Genomic DNA, 14,476 nt, shown 5'->3' on the forward strand with positions numbered 1-14,476 from the left:
CCATTCGGCGGCCCGGGCCCCGCGCCCGTCTCCCGGAGGAGCGCACATGTCCGACAGCGCGGACGACACGGTCATGGTCGAGCGCCGCGGCGCCGTGCAGGTCGTCACCATCAACCGGCCCCGGGCGCGCAACGCACTCGACGCGGCGGTCGCCCGCGACGTGGCGGCCGCCGTGGACGAGCTCGACGCGTCGGACGACCTGCGCGCCGGCGTCCTCACCGGGGCGGGGGGCTTCTTCTCCGCGGGGATGGACCTCAAGGCGTTCCTGCGCGGGGAGACGCCGGCGATCGAAGGGCGGGGGTTGTGCGGGATCACCCGGACGCCGCCCGGCAAGCCGCTGATCGCGGCCGTCGAGGGCGGGGCACTGGCCGGCGGGTTCGAGCTGGTGCTCGCCTGTGACCTGGTCGTCGCCGGCCGGGGCGCCCGCTTCGGCGTCCCGGAGGTGAAGCGCTCCCTGGTCGCCGCCGGGGGTGCCGCGCTGCTGCTGCCGCAGCGGGTGCCGCGGGCGGTGGCTCTGGAGCTGCTGCTCACCGGGGAGCCGATGGACGCCGAGCGGGCGGCGGCGGTCGGGCTGGTGAACCGGGTGGTCGATGACGGGACGGCGCTGGACGCGGCCGTGGAAGTCGCCGAGGTGATCGGCGCCAACGGCCCGCTGGCCGTGGCCGCGACCAAGCAGATCGTGCAGTCGGCACCGGGCTGGGCGCCGGAGGAGATGTGGGACCGGCAGGACGAGGTCGTCGGCCCGGTGTTCGCCTCCGCGGACGCCCGCGAGGGCTCGGCGGCGTTCGCCGAGCGCCGGCTCCCGGTCTGGCGCGGCCGCTGACGCCGGAAATCCGGAGTTGTCTCGCGGCGTTGGAGCGGGTGTGACCCGCACTCCTCTCCGTCTCGTCGTCCTCGGGGACTCCATCGCCTACGGCACCGGTGCGCTCCGTGCCGAGGACACGCTCGGGCGCCGGCTGTCGGCCGAGCTGGCCGCCGACGGCTTCGACGTCGAGCTGCGCGTGCTGGCCGTGCCCGGGGCCGTCTCCGGCGATCTCGCCGCCCAGGTCCGGCGCGCGGAGGCGTTCGACGCCGACCTCGCCGTCGTGGTGATCGGGGCGAACGATCTGGCCCGCTTCGTCCCTCCGGAGCAGGCGGCCGCCGCGCTGGCCGCAGCCGTCACCGCCCTGCGGGCGCGAGGCGCCGACGTCGTCGCCGTTCCCGCCCCGGACATGTCCATGGTGCCCGTCGTCCCCCCGGCGTTCCGCCCCCTCGTCCGGGCCGCGTGCGTCCAGCTGCAACAGCGGCAGGCGGCCGTCGTCGAGGCCGCGGGCGGATCGGTCGCGGGAGTGGCCGCCGAGGTGGCCGGAGCGTTCGCCGCCGATCCGGCGATGTTCTCCAGCGACCGCTTCCACCCCTCGTCGGCCGGCTACGCGCGCATCGCGGCGGCGCTGACGCCGTCGGTGCTCGCCGCCGCCCGGGGCCGCCGGGACGAGGCCGCCGCCTGACCCGGCGGGCTCACCGGGTCGACGGCGCGGACGCGAGGCGCAGGCCGATCGGCTCGGCGATCCGCGTGAGCACCGGTCCGGTCACCGCCAGGAGCAGCACGTAGCCGGTGGCCACGGGCCCGATCTCCGGCAGCCCCGAGGTCACCGCCAGGCCGGCGATCACGATGGAGAACTCCCCGCGGGCCACCAGCGCGGTACCCGCGCGCAACCGGCCGGGCACCCCCACACCATCGCGCCGGGCGGCGAACCAGCCGGTGGCGATCTTCGTGGCGGTCGTGACGAGGGCCAGGGCGACGGCCGCAGGGAGCACCGGTAGGATCGCGCCCGGATCGGTCGCCAGGCCGAAGGCGACGAAGAACGTGGCGGCGAAGAGGTCCCTCAGGGGGCTGAGGATGGCCCGGGCGCGGTCGGCGAAGGAGGCCGGCAGCGCGAGCCCGACCAGGAACGCACCGACCGCGGCGGAGGCGCCGACGGACTGCGCCAGCCCCGCGACGAGCAGCGTCAGCCCGACCAGCCGAAGCATCACCTGTTCGTCGTCGTCGTGGGTCATCAGCCGGCCGAGCCGGTGACCGAGCCGCTGCGCGGCGAGGAGCACCACGAGCACGGCACCCACCGCGAGCGTGATCCCGCCCAGCGCCGACATCGGCCCCGCGCCGGCCAGTGCGACCGCCAGCAGCGGGAGGAAGAGCGCCATCGCGAGGTCCTCGAGCACGAGGACCGAGAGCACGGCCGGGGTCTCGCGGTTGGCCAGCCGGCCGAGGTCGCCGAGCAGCCGGGCGATGATCCCCGACGACGAGATCCAGGTGACGCCGGCGAGGGCCAGCGCACCCTGCCACGGCAGCCCCAGCAGCAGCCCGGCGGCGAAGCCGGGGGGCGCGTTGAGGACCAGGTCCACGACACCCGACGGGGCGTGCCGCCGGAACGCCGCGAACAGTTCGGTTGCGGAGAACTCCAGGCCCAGGGTGAAGAGCAGCAGGACGACGCCGATCTCGGCCGACGCGGTCAGGAACGGCTCCGCGGTGCTCAACGGGACGACGCCGCCCTCCCCGAGTGCGAGCGCGGCGACCAGCACGAAGGGGATCGGTGACAGCCCGAGGCGCCGGGCGGCCAGCCCGAGCAGCGACAGCCCCACGAACAGCAGGCCGAGCTCGACCAGGAGCGCGGCGACGTGGTCCACCGAGGAGGGCCCGATCAGCCGTCGGCCTGGCCGGACAGTCGCCGGTCCAGCTGTTCCAGGCCGCTCGCCGAGCCGATGGCCACCAGCACGTCGCCGGCACGCAGCCCGTGCTCCGGCCCGGGGGAGGGAACGACGTCGGCGTCGCGCACGAGCGCGACGATCGAGCACCCGGTCAGCGTGCGGGCGCGGGTGTCGCCGAGGGTGCGGCCGTCGAACGGGGAGCCCGGGGCGATCGGGAACCGCGCCGACCGCAGGCCGGGCACCTCGCGGGAGAGGTCCGCGAAGCGCTGGGTCAGGCGCGGCGCCCCGAGCACCTCCGCGACCGCGTCGGCCTCCTCGGGGCTCAGGCGGAACACGTCGCGCACGCGGTCGGGGTCGCGCCGGTCGTACACCGAGATCTCCGCCCCGCCCTCGCGCTGGACGACGATGCCGAGCACCTCGCCCGTTCGAATCCGCACCTCGTAGCGCACACCGACGCCGGGCAGCAGGGTCTCCTCGAGGTCCATGACGGGCATCGTGGCAGAACCGCGGCGGCGGTCAGCGCAGCCGCTCGGCCAGGAGCTCGGCGAGGTGCAGGCCGCGGCGGCCGGCGAGCTGGTCGAGCTGGGTGCGGCAGGAGAACCCGTCGGCGAGGACGACGGCCTCGGGCCCGAGTCCGGTGACGGCGGGCAGCAGCTGCTGCCCGGCGATGGCCACCGAGACGTCGTGGTGGCCGCGCTCCACGCCCCAGTTGCCGGCCAGGCCGCAGCAGCCGCCGAGCCGGGTCACCCGGGCGTCGGCCCGCGCCAGCAGCCGGGCGTCGGCCGACCAGCCCATCACCGACGCGTGGTGGCAGTGCGGCTGCGCCACGACCTCGAGGCCGGCCATCGACGGCGGCTCCCATCCCGGGGTGGCCGCGAGGAGCTCGGCCAGGGTGCGGGTGCCACGGGCGACCCGCTCGGCCGCCGGACCGCCGACCAGCTCGAGCGACTCCCCGCGCAGGGCGGCGGTGCACGACGGCTCCACCCCGACGATGGGGATGCCCTGGTCGGCCAGCGGCGCCAGCGACTCGACCGTCGACCGGAGGATCCGCCGGGCGGTGTCCAGCTGGCCGGTAGTGATCCAGGTCAGCCCGCAGCAGGTGTCGGCGCCGGGCACCTGAACCCGGTAGCCGGCCGCTTCGAGCACCCGGGCCGCGGCGTGCGCCACCTCCGGCGCGAAGTGGTCGGTGAACGAGTCCACCCACAGCGCCACCGGTGCGCCGTCCGCGGTGGGGAGCGTGCGCGCCGCCCACTCCTGCCGGAAGGTCCGCCGGGCGAACGGGGGGACGTCGCGCCGCTGATCCATCCCCGCGGACCACTTCGCCAGCCGACCGCCGAGGCGCGAGGTGAGTACGGCGTTGACCACCCGGGGTGCCCGCGCGGCCAGATCGGCCCAGCGGGGGAGCCGGCCGAGGGTGTAGTGCGCACGGGGCCGGAGCCTGCGCCGGTAGGACTGGTGGAGCACCTCGGCCTTGTAGGAGGCCATGTCGACGCCCGTGGGGCAGTCGCGGGAGCAGCCCTTGCAGGACAGGCAGAGGTCCAAGGCGTCGTGCACCTCGGGCGACCGCCAGTCCCGGACGGGACCGCCGGGCGCGAGCATCTCCTGCAGTACCCGCGCCCGCCCCCGGGTGGTGTCCTTCTCCTGCCGGGTCGCCGGCCACGAGGGGCACATCACGCCGCCGACGGCCTGCAGGTCGGCCCGGCACTTGCCCACGCCCGTGCACCGGTGCACGGCTCCGGAGAAGTCCCCGCCGTCGTGCCGGTAGGCCAGGGCGAGCCCGTTCCGGAGGACGGGGGCAGCGGCCATCCGGACGTCGTCGTCGAGCCGCGCCGGCCGGACGAGCACGCCCGGGTTGAGCAGGTCGGCGGGGTCGAAGAGCTGCTTCACCCGCTCGAACAGTCCGAGGGCCGCCGGGCTGTACATGTGCTGGAGCAGCTCGCTGCGCGCCCGGCCGTCGCCGTGCTCACCGGAGAGGGAGCCGCCGTATCCCGCCACGAGCCGGGCGGCGTCCTCGACGAAGGAGCGGTAGCGCGCCCGGCCCCGGTCCTCCCCGGAACCGAACGGGAAGTCGATGCGCCCGTGGACGCACCCGTCACCGAAGTGGCCGTACGGAACGCACTGCAGGCCGTGCTGGTCGAGCAGCGCCTCGAACTCGCGCAGGTAGTCGCCGAGTCGCTCCGGCGGCACGGCGGCGTCCTCCCAGCCGGCGTGCGCGGGATGCCCGTCGGACGTGCGGGCGGCGAGCCCGGCGCCGTCCTCCCGGATCCGCCAGATCGCCGCCGCCTCCGCGGTGTCGGTGACGACGAGGTCGTCCAGCGCCCCCGCGTCGGCGAGCACCCGGCGGGCCTTGTCGGTCACCTCCGCGACGCTGTCCCCGGTGAGCTCGACGACCAACCAGGCGTCCCCGCGGGGCAGCTCGGGCACAACGGCGGCCGGCACGTCGCGCAGCCGCTGCACCATCCGGGCGTCCAGGCCCTCGACGGCGGTGGGGGAGTGCGGCAGGAGTGCCGGCGTGGCGTCGGCGGCGTCGGCCATCGTGGGATAGCCCAGGACGACCAGCCCGCGGAACGGTGCGTCGGTGACCAGCCGCACCGTGGCGCCGAGCACGAGCGCCAGCGTGCCCTCGCTGCCGACCAGGGCGCGGGCGACGTCGAAACCGCGCTCGGGCAGCAGGTGCTCCAGGGAGTAGCCCGACACCTGGCGACCGAAGCGGCCCAGTTCGGTGCGGACGGTCGCCAGTTCGGAGTCGACGAGCGCGGAGAGGGCGGCGAGCACGCCGTCGTCGCCGGGCGCACCGGGGCCCAGCCGCAGCCGCTCGCCGGCGCCGGTGACGACGTCGAGGCCGACGACGTTGTCCGCAGTCCGGCCGTATCCCAGGGCCCGCGAGCCACAGGCGTTGTTGCCGATCATCCCGCCGACGGTGCAGCGGTTGTGCGTGCTCGGGTCGGGCCCGAACCGGAGCCCGGACGGCTTCGCCGCGGCCTGCAGCGCGGCCTGCACCACACCAGGTTCGACGGTGGCCGTCCGGGCCTCGGCGTCGACATCCAGCACCCGGGACAGATGCCGGCTGGTGTCCAGCACCACCCCCGGGCCGACGGCGTTCCCGGCGATCGAGGTGCCGGCCCCGCGCGCCGTCAGAGGCACGCCGAGGGAGCGGCAGACCTCCAGCGTGGCCACCATCTCGTCGACGTGGCGGGGGCGGACGACGGCCCGCGGCAGCACCCGGTACAGCGAGGCGTCCGAGGAGTACAGGGCTCGCGCCAGGCCGGAGTCGTCGACGTCGTCGAGGCCGGCCCGCCGGAGCGCGTCCACCAGCTCCCGGGCGGCCGCGGGAGGGGCGACTGTGGTCATGGTGGCGAGTCTCCGTTCCGGCGTCCACGCCGGCCAACCGGTGGGGCTGCCGTGCCGGTCTGCCGGTCCTGCAGGCTTTCGACGCCCCTCCGTCACCGGCCGGACCGCTCCCACGGGGTCTTCCGCCGGACGTTCGCGCGGGACCGGTCGGCGCTGGAAGCTTCCCCGGTGCGGGGACCGGGCCGTGGCCGCCGCCGGCTGACGGCGGCCACGCCGGCTCCTGAACGGATTCAGGAGGTCGGCGGCTCGTCCTTGCCCTCTTCCTCCAGCCGGTCGGCCTCCTCCTTGGTCTTGTGCACTGCGCCGTCGGCGTGCTCCGGCGGCCCGTAGACCGTGTAGAGGATCAGCGGGTTCTCGCCGGTGTTGACGAAGTTGTGCTTCTTGCCCGCCGGCACGACGACGAGGTCGCCCTGGGCCACCTGCTTGGTGGAGCCGGAGATCCTGGCCTCCCCGGTCCCGCTGACGAAGGTGAGGATCTGGTCCACCTCGTGGACCTCCTCGCCGATCTCACCGCCGGCCGGGATGGTCATGATGACCAGCTGGGTGTGCTCGCCGGTCCAGAGGACGCGGCGGAAGTCCGGGCTCTTCTCGGCCTCGGTGGCGATCGTGTAGTGGATGACGGACGCCATGGACGGCGCTCCTCTCGTCGGACTGCTGCCGTCCGGAGCTGCTGTGCCCGCGCACGGCGGGGCGCCCGGACGGGGGACGACGGTTCTCCTGCCCCGTGTGCTCGCCGCGTACTCGTCGTGATCACCCGGACGTGCTGCCGGCCGGGCACCCCGCCCTGGCGCGGGCCTTCGGCTGCTGTCGTCTCCCGCGCCGGGAGGCGACCACAGCTGCACACCCGACGCCGAGGCCAGGCGGTCAGTGCCTCGCCGCGGTGCGTCGCGGTCGCCCGGGATCCGTCGATCCGACGCGCCGACGCTGACGTCGGCGGGTGCACTCATCCGGCTCCGATCCACCTGAGCAGGGGCCTGACCAGCCTGCAGACCGTTGTCACCGGTCGGTGGACCTGGGCACCGCACGGGCTACTCCGCGTTCGGCGGGCGCCGTGGTCCCTGACGGCGCTCGAGGAGGCCGACGACGGCCTCCGTCGCCACGTCGGCGTCGTCGCGGAGGTGCTCGGCCTCTCCCCGCTCGACCCGCGCCAGCATGAGCTCGTTGATCCCGCCCACCGCGGCGAGGACCAGCTCCCGGCTGACCGGACGGACCTCGTCGGGGTGGTCCTGGGCCAGCCCCTCGGCGACGCCGCAGAGCAGGTCGACGTACCGGTCGATCATCTTCCGGCGCAGGGCCAGTGCCGGCCGGCCGGCCGCCTGGACCTCGACGAGGGCCGCCCACGCGACCGCCGGTCCGTCCGCCAGGGTCTCCAGGTAGGCGCTGATCCCTGCGCGCAGCCGGTCCCGCCAGGGCAGCCCGGCGCTGCGGGCGTCCTCCTGGGCCTGCCGCACCGTCGCCAGCACCTTGTCGTTGGCGCGGGAGTACAGCTCCAGCAGGCAGTGCTCCTTGTCCGGGAAGTGGGTGTAGACGACCGTCTTCGACACCCGGGCCACCCGGGCGATGTCGGCGATCGTCGTCGCCTGGTAGCCCTTCTCGGCCATGCAGCTGGCCAGGGCCCACAGGATCCGGCCGCGGCGCGGGGCGTCGTCGACGGCGGGATCTGCGGCGGGATCGACGAGCGTGTGCATCGAGGCGCACTGTAATGGGCACGAGCGCTCCGGGTGAGCAATCTCACCGCGGCGCGACGGAAGCTGCGCCGTCGGCCCGTTGTCCTCCATGGGGTGACGATGCAGCCAGCCGGGGACAGCGCCCCTCCCGCCGTCCGGCCGTCGGCCCGGGCCTACGCGGTGTGGCTGGTCGCCCTGGTCGCCTACGCGGTCGCGGTGTTCCACCGGGCCTCCCTCGGCGTCGCCGCCGTCGAGGCGCAGGAGCGGTTCTCCGCAGGTGCGTCGGCGGTCTCGCTCTTCCTGGTCGTGCAGCTGGCCGTCTACGCCGCACTGCAGGTGCCGGTCGGTGTGGCCCTGGACCGGTTCGGGTCGCGACGGATGATCCTCGCCGGCGCGCTCACGATGGCCGCCGGCCAGCTCGTGCTGGCGCTGGCGACCGACGTCCCCACGGCGGTGGGTGCCCGCGTGCTGGTCGGCGCCGGCGATGCCATGACCTTCATCAGCGTCCTGCGGGTGGTCTCCCTCTGGTTCCCCGGCCGCACCGTTCCGCTGATCACCCAGCTCACCGGGATCCTGGGCCAGCTCGGCTCGGTCGTCGCGGCCTATCCGCTGGTCGCGCTGCTGCACGGTACGAGCTGGCAGGCCACCTTCCTCGGGGCCGCGGCGACCGGAGTGGTCGTCGCCGTCCTGGTGCTGGTCGCCCTCCGGGATACGCCGCCCGGCACCGAGCCGGCCACCCCCGCAGGCCTGTCCGAGCTGCGCGGCAACCTCACGGCCACCTGGCGGGAGCCCGGCACCCGGATCGGCCTCTACACGCACCTGGTCACCCAGTTCTCCGGCACGGTCTTCGCGCTGCTCTGGGGATATCCGTTCCTCGTCGTCGGGCAGGGCCGGTCGCCTGCGGTCGCCGCCGCACTGCTGACGCTGCTGGTCGCGGTCGGCATGGGCGTGGGCCCGCTGTTCGGCCGGCTGTGCGGGCGGTGGCCCCTGCGCCGGTCGGACCTGGTGTTCGCCATCCTCGCCGTCACCGCCGGCGTCTGGACGGTCGTTCTCCTCTGGCCGGGCCGCGCTCCGCTCCCGCTGCTGATCGTGTTGGTCGTCGTCCTGGGCACGAACGGGCCCGGCTCGATGATCGGGTTCGACTACGCCCGCACCGAGAACCCCGCCGAGCGGATGGGCAGCGCCAGTGGCGTCGTCAACGTCGGTGGTTTCGTCGCCTCGCTGCTCACGATCCTCGGCGTCGGCGTCGTCCTCGACGTACTGACCCCGGGCTCCTCGACCGCCTACGAGCTGGACGCGTTCCGGGCGGCGTTCGCCGTGCAGTACCTGTTCTGGGCGATCGGACTCGTGGGTGTGCTGCGCCACCGCCGTGAGCTGCGGGGGCGGCTCGCCCGCGACGGCGTCGTCCTCGCACCCCTCCACATCGCCGCCCGTGCCCGGCTGCGCGGGACCTCGGCCTACCGCTGAACCCGGCGCTCGACTCGCTGTCGTGACGATCGGTACCCGATCGGCTGTCCGCGGAGCCCACCGACGGGGATAGTGACCGTCATGAACCGCGTCGCACGAGCGGCCGCAGCCGGATTGTCCGCCGTCGCGGCCGTCGCCGCCCGCGACCTGCTGCAGCGCGAGCACACCCTACTGCGCAACTACCCCGTGGTCGGGCGTGCCCGGTACCTGCTGGAAGCGATCGGACCCGAGCTGCGGCAGTACCTCGTGGCGGGCAACAACGAGGAACGGCCGTTCACCCGGGACCAGCGGCGGTGGGTCTACGCGTCGGCGAAGAAGGCCAACAACTACTTCGGCTTCGGCACCGACAACGATCTCGAGTACACCGCCGGCTATCCCGTCATCAACCACCGCACCTTCGGCCGGGCGGTGCCGGCGGCCCATGTCCAGGCCGGTGAGGACGTCGTGCTGCCGTGCGCGAAGGTCCTCGGGGCGGCGCGCGGCCGTGCGGCGGCGTTCCGGCCGAACTCGCTGGTCAACATCTCGGCGATGAGCTTCGGGTCGCTGTCCGGCGCCGCGGTCGAGGCGCTGAATCGGGGCGCGGCCCTGGCCGGCTGCATGCACAACACGGGCGAGGGCGGCCTCTCGGTGCACCACCGCCACGGCGGTGAGCTGGTGTTCCAGATCGGCACGGCGTACTTCGGCTGCCGGGACGAGCACGGGCGGTTCGACCTGCAGCGGCTCAAGGACCTGGTCGCGGGCGCTCCGGTGCGGGCCCTGGAGATCAAGCTGAGCCAGGGCGCCAAGCCGGGGCTGGGCGGGGTGCTGCCCGGTGCGAAGGTGTCCGAGGAGATCGCGGCGGCCCGGGGGGTGCCCGAGGGTGTGGATTGCGTGAGCCCGTCGCGGCACGCGGAGTTCTCCGACACCGACAGCCTGCTCGACTGGGTGGAACTGCTGGCGACCGAGACCGGGCTGCCGGTCGGCATCAAGTCCGCGGTCGGCGACATGACGTTCTGGGACGAGCTGACCGACCTCATGTCCCGCGACGGGCGCGGCGTGGACTTCGTGACCGTCGACGGCGGCGAGGGCGGCACGGGCGCGGCACCGCTGATCTTCACCGACTCGGTGTCGCTACCCTTCCAGCTGGGCTTCGCCCGGGTCTACGCGACCTTCGCCCGCAGGGGATTGGCTGAGCAGGTCGTGTTCATGGGCGGGGGCAAACTGGGCCTGCCCGACAACGCGGTCGTCGCGTTCGCGCTGGGCTGCGACATGGTGAACGTCGCCCGGGAGGCGATGCTCGCGATCGGCTGCATCCAGGCGCAGAAGTGCCACACCGACACCTGCCCCACCGGCGTCGCCACGCAGAACGCCTGGCTCAGCCACGGTCTGGACCCGGCGCTGAAGTCGGTGCGGGCGGCCAACTACGTGCGTATTCTGCGCCGCGACCTGCTGAAGGTCGCCGAGGCGTGCGGCGTCGAGCACCCGGGCCTGATCGACTCCAGCTCGGTGGAGGTGCTGACCGGGCGGAGCGCGTCCACGCCGCTGCACGAGGTCTACGGCTACGAGCCGGGATGGGGGGTGCCCTCGCCCGCGGACCGTGCGGAGATCGCCCGCATCATGACCGGGGAGTCGCCGCAGGGCGGCTCTGCCCCGCCGTCCCCGGACGCCGTCGGTTAGACGAAGGACCCCGTCTCCCCCACCGCTCGCCAGCTCGCGGCGGTGCCCTGGACGGGGCCGATGCGGTGGGGGCAGGGGGTCCTTGCTCAACGGCCGCGGAGCAGGTCCTCGAAGGAGGTCGTCGGGTCGGCGAACGGGTCCACCGGGCGGACCGCGGCCAGCCGGCCGGTGACCAGGTCGGCCAGCTCCCCGGCGGCCCGGTCGATCCGTCCGGCGAGCGCGCGATCCACGCCGCCGCCACCGGCCCAGTCCTCGGAGGCGGCGAAGACGGCGGTGGGCACGGTCACCGCCCGCAGGTAGGAGAACAGCGGGCGGACGGCGTGCTCGAGAGCCAGCGAGTGCCGGGCCGTCCCCGCCGTGGCCCCGAGCAGCACCGGCTTCCCGACCAGGGCCTCCTTGTCCAGCACGTCGAAGAACGTCTTGAACAGGCCGCTGTAGGACGCCGAGAAGATCGGCGTCACCGCGATCAGGCCGTCGGTGCCGGTGACCGTGTCCACCGCCGTCCGCAGCTCCTGGTTGGCGAACCCGGTGACCAGGTTGTCGGCCAGGTCGCGGGCGTGCGACCGCAGCTCCACGACCTCGACCGTGGTGTCCTCACCGCGCGCCTCGAGGGCCTCGACGGTGGCGGCCGTGAGCCGGTCGGCGAGCAGCCGGGTGGACGACGGGACGCTCAGGCCGGCGCTGACGACGGCCAGGGTGCGGGTGGTCATCGCGCCTGCCCCGTCACGCTGTCGGCGGGGGCGAACACGGTGGAGTCCTTGGCGCCGCCGGCCGCGGCCACCAGGGACTCGTGGGTCGGCGCGTCCGGCACGTGCGCCGGCTTCAGCGCGGCGAACTCGCGGCGCAGCACCGGCACGACCTCCTCGCCGAGCAGGTCGAGCTGCTCGAGCACGGTCTTCAGCGGCAGGCCGGCGTGGTCGATGAGGAACAGCTGCCGCTGGTAGTCACCGACGTAGTCGCGGAAGCCCAGGGTGCGCTCGATGACCTGCTCGGGGCTGCCCACGGTCAGCGGGGTCTGGGCGGTGAACTCCTCCAGGGAGGGACCGTGCCCGTAGACCGGGGCGTTGTCGAAGTAGGGGCGGAACTCCCGGACGGCGTCCTGGCTGTTCTTGCGCATGAACACCTGCCCGCCGAGGCCGACGATCGCCTGGTCCGCGGTCCCGTGGCCGTAGTGCTCGAAGCGCCGGCGGTAGAACTCGACCATCTGCTGGGTGTGCTCCGGCGGCCAGAAGATGTGGTTGTGGAAGAACCCGTCGCCGTAGTAGGCGGCCTGCTCGGCGACCTGCGGGCTGCGGATCGACCCGTGCCAGACGAACGGCGGGACGCCGTCCAGCGGCCGGGGAGTGGAGGTGAAGCCCTGCAACGGGGTGCGGAACTTGCCCTCCCAGTTGACGACGTCCTCCCGCCAGAGCTGCCGCAGCAGCGCGTAGTTCTCCACCGCGAGCTCGATGCCGTCGCGGATGTCCTTGCCGAACCAGGGGTAGACCGGTCCGGTGTTCCCGCGACCCATCATCAGGTCGACCCGGCCGTCGGCCAGGTGCTGGAGCATCGCGTAGTCCTCGGCGATCTTCACCGGGTCGTTGGTGGTGATCAGCGTCGTGGACGTCGACAGCTGCAGCGTCGACGTCTGCGCGGCGATCCAGGCGAGTGTGGTCGTGGGGGAGGAGGAGAAGAACGGCGGGTTGTGGTGCTCGCCGAGGGCGAAGACGTCGAGCCCGACCTCCTCGGCCTTCCGGGCGATGGTCAGGACCGCCTTGATGCGCTCCGCCTCGCTCGGCGTGCGGCCGGTGGTCGGGTCGGGCGTGATGTCACTGACCGTGAAAATGCCGAACTGCATGTCCGTCTCCGTCGCTAGTTGAAAGCACAACTACTGCCCCGCACAACACGGAGGACTCCGCGGCTATGCCCGCGCTCCGCGGAACCCACCCCTGTGGGCGGTATGACGTCGCATCCGCCGCAGACGACGGAACGTAGCCGCCCTGGCACAGGCTGGCGGAGCTACGCCGGGGCCAGTTCACGGTCCGGTCACGGTGCGGCACGGTTCGTCCCCTCGTCTGGCACTGTCCGCCTGGGTGAGCTGCGCCGGCACAGAGGAGAACGACGATGGGTTCGCGTGCAAGGTCCGGTCAGGCCACCGGCAAGGGAGAGGCCGCGGGTGCCCGGACCGATGCGCCGCCGGCGGTGCCGAACAGGCGCGGTGACCTGGACGAGTTGATGGACCATCGACCCGTTTTCCGGATCCGCCTCCAGGGTTACGACCGACTCGAGGTCGACAACTACACCGCCTGGGCGGAGAGCGAGCTGATCGCCGTCCGGCGGGAGGCCGACCACCTGTTGAGCAGGTTCGCCCAGTGCTCGGCGGAGCTGGAGATCTCGCGCCGAGTGATCGCGGAGGCGCCTCGCGGGCGGGAGACGTTCCCGGTCTCCGAGCGCGTCCAGGCGATGCTGCGCCTGGCCTCCGACGAGGCCGCTGCGATCACCGAGGCGGGCACGCAGGAGGCCGAGCGACTGAAGGCCGAGGCGCTGACCGAGGCCGACGCCCGACTGCGCAAGGCGCACCAGATCAAGGAGATGGCGGTCCGGGCGGCCGACGAGCTCCTGGAGCAGGCTCGCCGGGACCGGGCGGATGCTGCGGCTGCGGTCGGCCGGGCCCGCGCCGAGGCTGCCGGGATCGTGCGCGAGGCCGTCGCCGAACGGGACCGCCTGGCCGCGCGGGCGGCGCAGGAGCGGGAGCGGGCCGCAGCGGCCGCGGCTGCCCAGCTGGCAGCCGTCCAGGCAGACGTCGTCGAGCTGCGCCGGCAGGAGGACCGGGCCCGGCAGTTGCTGCGCGCACTGACCGACCGGATCGGGGACGCGCTGGCGGCGATGGCGGACGACCCGCACGAGCCGAATGTCGCGGTCGAGGGCAGGGTCCTCGGCGACCCGGAGGAGTCCGACGTGGCGCCGGCGGGCATCAGGCGGGACGACCGGGACGAGCCGAACGTGGTGGCGATGGCGGGCCGCCCGGCCCCCTCCGCCCACTGACGCCCGCGTCCGCCCTCCGCTCGCTCTCCTGGTGAGAGGCTGGCCGCCAGACATCGAGGCCCTGGGACGGACGAGGGAGGCAGTGATGAACGACGTCTGTGAGGTCGTGCGCGTGGAGGGCGGGATCGTCGTCGGGCACGACGGTTCGAGGTCCGCACAGGAGGCGCTGTCGTGGGCCGGCCGCCTGGCCTGCCGGGCCGATATCGAGCTCCACGTGGTCCGGGCCTGGGCGATGATGACCGCGCCGCAGCCCAGCAGCTGGACGCCCGGGTACGTGCCGCCGCTGCGGGACTGGGAGAAGGCCGTGCACGACGAGCTCACCGCCCACGTCAAGGCCGCGGGCCTCGACCCGTCGGTGCGGGTCACCTGCCACGTCGTGCACAAGGCACCGGCCCAGGGACTGATGGCCGCCGCCCAGGGGGCGAACCTGCTGGTCATGGGTGCGCGGGGTCGCGGCGGTTTCCGCGGCCTGCTCCTGGGATCGGTCAGCGACCAGCTCGTGCACCACGCACCCTGCCCGGTCACCGTTGTCCGTACCGGAGCGACCGGACGGGAGATCGAGGCGCCGGCCGGAAGGGCGGTCGCGACCGAGTGACCCGGGTGTCCGGCGGGACGCTGCGGCTCGG

At 74.1% G+C, this 14,476-nt stretch carries 13 protein-coding genes; 6 read left to right on the forward strand and 7 right to left on the reverse strand.

The window, feature by feature from the left end; genetic code table 11:
• The first annotated feature begins 46 nt into the window (after positions 1 to 46).
• Both CHB94_RS00320 and CHB94_RS00325 read left to right on the forward strand, forming a co-directional pair.
• Entirely contained in the window at positions 47 to 823 is a 777-nt protein-coding gene (locus CHB94_RS00320; RefSeq protein WP_089334598.1) for a crotonase/enoyl-CoA hydratase family protein, read from the forward strand.
• 40 nt (positions 824 to 863) lie between these two features.
• On the forward strand, positions 864 to 1,487 hold the full coding sequence (locus tag CHB94_RS00325; RefSeq protein WP_089334599.1) for an SGNH/GDSL hydrolase family protein: 624 nt from the start codon (positions 864 to 866) through the stop codon (positions 1,485 to 1,487).
• A 10-nt stretch (positions 1,488 to 1,497) separates the two neighbouring features.
• On the opposite strand, the gene CHB94_RS00330 is transcribed toward CHB94_RS00325, so the two are convergent.
• From CHB94_RS00330 to CHB94_RS00350, 5 genes are all read right to left on the reverse strand, one after another.
• Positions 1,498 to 2,664 carry a cation:proton antiporter gene (locus CHB94_RS00330; RefSeq protein WP_089334600.1) on the reverse strand — a complete coding sequence of 389 codons (1,167 nt, stop codon included), beginning with the start codon at positions 2,662 to 2,664 and terminating at the stop codon, positions 1,498 to 1,500.
• 14 nt (positions 2,665 to 2,678) lie between these two features.
• Positions 2,679 to 3,170: a cation:proton antiporter regulatory subunit gene (locus tag CHB94_RS00335; RefSeq protein ID WP_089334601.1), complete on the reverse strand. Its 492-nt coding sequence runs from the start codon at positions 3,168 to 3,170 to the stop codon at positions 2,679 to 2,681.
• 31 nt (positions 3,171 to 3,201) lie between these two features.
• Positions 3,202 to 6,036, reverse strand: a complete 2,835-nt coding sequence (locus CHB94_RS00340) for an FAD-binding and (Fe-S)-binding domain-containing protein (protein ID WP_089334602.1) — start codon at positions 6,034 to 6,036, stop codon at positions 3,202 to 3,204.
• A 230-nt stretch (positions 6,037 to 6,266) separates the two neighbouring features.
• Positions 6,267 to 6,665, reverse strand: a complete 399-nt coding sequence (locus CHB94_RS00345; protein ID WP_089334603.1) for a cupin domain-containing protein — start codon at positions 6,663 to 6,665, stop codon at positions 6,267 to 6,269.
• Between the two features lie 399 nt (positions 6,666 to 7,064).
• Entirely contained in the window at positions 7,065 to 7,724 is a 660-nt protein-coding gene (locus CHB94_RS00350) for a TetR/AcrR family transcriptional regulator (protein ID WP_176445338.1), read from the reverse strand.
• A 99-nt stretch (positions 7,725 to 7,823) separates the two neighbouring features.
• Between CHB94_RS00350 and CHB94_RS00355 the strand changes: the two genes are divergently transcribed.
• Both CHB94_RS00355 and CHB94_RS00360 read left to right on the forward strand, forming a co-directional pair.
• Entirely contained in the window at positions 7,824 to 9,170 is a 1,347-nt protein-coding gene (locus CHB94_RS00355; RefSeq protein WP_089334852.1) for an MFS transporter, read from the forward strand.
• 81 nt (positions 9,171 to 9,251) lie between these two features.
• Positions 9,252 to 10,826: an FMN-binding glutamate synthase family protein gene (locus CHB94_RS00360; RefSeq protein WP_089334853.1), complete on the forward strand. Its 1,575-nt coding sequence runs from the start codon at positions 9,252 to 9,254 to the stop codon at positions 10,824 to 10,826.
• 86 nt (positions 10,827 to 10,912) lie between these two features.
• Here CHB94_RS00360 and CHB94_RS00365 read toward each other — a convergent pair whose 3' ends face one another.
• A complete protein-coding gene (locus CHB94_RS00365) occupies positions 10,913 to 11,536 on the reverse strand; it encodes an FMN reductase (protein ID WP_089334605.1) in 624 nt (207 codons plus the stop codon).
• Entirely contained in the window at positions 11,533 to 12,663 is a 1,131-nt protein-coding gene (locus tag CHB94_RS00370) for an LLM class flavin-dependent oxidoreductase (RefSeq protein WP_089334606.1), read from the reverse strand. The genes CHB94_RS00365 and CHB94_RS00370 overlap by 4 nt, the downstream gene beginning before the upstream one ends.
• Positions 12,664 to 12,929: 266 nt before the next feature.
• Here CHB94_RS00370 and CHB94_RS00375 point away from each other — a divergent pair, with 266 nt between their 5' ends.
• Together CHB94_RS00375 and CHB94_RS00380 are read left to right on the forward strand one after the other, a co-directional pair.
• A complete protein-coding gene (locus tag CHB94_RS00375) occupies positions 12,930 to 13,850 on the forward strand; it encodes a hypothetical protein (RefSeq protein ID WP_089334607.1) in 921 nt (306 codons plus the stop codon).
• Between the two features lie 85 nt (positions 13,851 to 13,935).
• On the forward strand, positions 13,936 to 14,445 hold the full coding sequence (locus CHB94_RS00380) for a universal stress protein (protein WP_089334854.1): 510 nt from the start codon (positions 13,936 to 13,938) through the stop codon (positions 14,443 to 14,445).
• The last annotated feature ends 31 nt before the right edge of the window (positions 14,446 to 14,476 follow it).

This window comes from Blastococcus mobilis, assembly GCF_900188025.1.
Taxonomy (GTDB): domain Bacteria; phylum Actinomycetota; class Actinomycetes; order Mycobacteriales; family Geodermatophilaceae; genus Blastococcus_B; species Blastococcus_B mobilis.

Excerpts from the sequence above, each read along its gene's own strand:
- CHB94_RS00335 (WP_089334601.1), bottom strand. The coding sequence starts at position 3,170 with ATGGACCTCGAGGAGACCCTGCTGCCCGGCGTCGGTGTGCGCTACGAG.
- CHB94_RS00355 (WP_089334852.1), top strand. The coding sequence starts at position 7,824 with ATGCAGCCAGCCGGGGACAGCGCCCCTCCCGCCGTCCGGCCGTCGGCC.
- CHB94_RS00350 (WP_176445338.1), bottom strand. The coding sequence starts at position 7,724 with ATGCACACGCTCGTCGATCCCGCCGCAGATCCCGCCGTCGACGACGCC.
- CHB94_RS00375 (WP_089334607.1), top strand. The coding sequence starts at position 12,930 with ATGGGTTCGCGTGCAAGGTCCGGTCAGGCCACCGGCAAGGGAGAGGCC.
- CHB94_RS00340 (WP_089334602.1), bottom strand. The coding sequence starts at position 6,036 with ATGACCACAGTCGCCCCTCCCGCGGCCGCCCGGGAGCTGGTGGACGCG.
- CHB94_RS00345 (WP_089334603.1), bottom strand. The coding sequence starts at position 6,665 with ATGGCGTCCGTCATCCACTACACGATCGCCACCGAGGCCGAGAAGAGC.
- CHB94_RS00320 (WP_089334598.1), top strand. The coding sequence starts at position 47 with ATGTCCGACAGCGCGGACGACACGGTCATGGTCGAGCGCCGCGGCGCC.
- CHB94_RS00360 (WP_089334853.1), top strand. The coding sequence starts at position 9,252 with ATGAACCGCGTCGCACGAGCGGCCGCAGCCGGATTGTCCGCCGTCGCG.
- CHB94_RS00380 (WP_089334854.1), top strand. The coding sequence starts at position 13,936 with ATGAACGACGTCTGTGAGGTCGTGCGCGTGGAGGGCGGGATCGTCGTC.
- CHB94_RS00365 (WP_089334605.1), bottom strand. The coding sequence starts at position 11,536 with ATGACCACCCGCACCCTGGCCGTCGTCAGCGCCGGCCTGAGCGTCCCG.
- CHB94_RS00370 (WP_089334606.1), bottom strand. The coding sequence starts at position 12,663 with ATGCAGTTCGGCATTTTCACGGTCAGTGACATCACGCCCGACCCGACC.